Origin of the sequence: Aquabacterium parvum, from assembly GCF_001447195.1 — a bacterium.
Lineage (GTDB): Bacteria > Pseudomonadota > Gammaproteobacteria > Burkholderiales > Burkholderiaceae_C > Aquabacterium > Aquabacterium parvum.
Genome location: NZ_LFRI01000385.1, coordinates 1 through 1100, shown reverse-complemented (window position 1 = coordinate 1100; position 1100 = coordinate 1). Strand labels below are relative to the sequence as shown.

Annotated in this window: 1 protein-coding gene; it reads right to left on the bottom strand. The window is 57.6% G+C overall.

The genetic code is table 11. The annotated features are described in order from the left end of the window. Nucleotides 1-1016 (bottom strand): IS630 family transposase (locus ABG80_RS14110; RefSeq protein ID WP_235513866.1); only part of this gene is annotated, 1016 nt, incomplete at its 3' end. Nucleotides 1017-1100: the final 84 nt, after the last annotated feature.

The window sequence follows — 1100 nt, the reverse complement described above, 5'->3', positions numbered from 1 at the left end:
CGGGCGCTCTTGGTCCAGATGAACGGCTTGGGATCTGTGTTGTGGTGCTGGACGTATTGATCAATGGCAGCGACCAGTTCGGGCACGCTGGTGAACACGCCTCGACGCAGGCGCTCGCAGGTCAGATCTCTGAAGAAGCGCTCAACCATGTTTAGCCATGAGGCCGATGTCGGCGTGAAGTGCATGTTGAACCGTGGATGCTTGGCCAGCCAATCTTGCACCGCAGGATGTTTGTGCGTGGCGTAGTTGTCTGCAATCAGGTGCAGCGTTTTTTCCTTGGGGGTTTCTCGGTCAATCTTCTTGAGGAACTTCAGCCATTCGACGTGCGTGTGTCGCTGCTGGCATTGCCCGATGACCTGTCCGTCGAGCACGTTGAGCGCAGCAAACAATGTGGTCGTGCCGTGGCGCTTGTAGTCGTGCGTCATGGTCTGGGCTCGGCCCTTCTTGAGAGGCAAGCCCGGCTGCGTGCGATCAAGCGCCTGCACCTGGCTCTTTTCGTCGCAGCACAGCACCAGCGCATGCTCGGGCGGCGACATGTACAGGCCAACGATGTCTTCAAGCTTTTGCGCGAACTTCGGATCACGCGAGACCTTGAAGCCACGAACCAGATGCGGCTTCAAGCCATGAGCCTGCCAATGACGCATCACTGTGCTGGCTGAGACGCCCAACTCATCGGCCATCTTGCGCGTGCTCCAATGCGTTGCAGCCTTGGGCTTGGCTTGAGTTGTCAACTCCACCAGCTTGGCCACATCAACCTTGGTTGGTGGCGCGCCGCGCGGCAAATCTCGCTCGATCCCCTCGATGCCCGACTCAATATAGCGCTGGCGCCAACGCGCCACTGCCACTCGACCGATGCCCACCTCTTGGGCAATATCCTTGTTGTCCCAGCCTTGCGATGCCAACAGGACAATACGTGCCCGCTGCGCGAGCCTGACGCTGGTACAACCTGAGCGCGACAACTTTGTCAGCTCTGAGGCTTGCTCTTCTGTCAACACAATCTCGGGGGCAACTCGCACTGGCGCACTCCATTTCAGGCCGTAGTAGACCATTGGAGTCACCCCAAATAATTAAGTTCAATTAAGAATCAAACACTACACTAG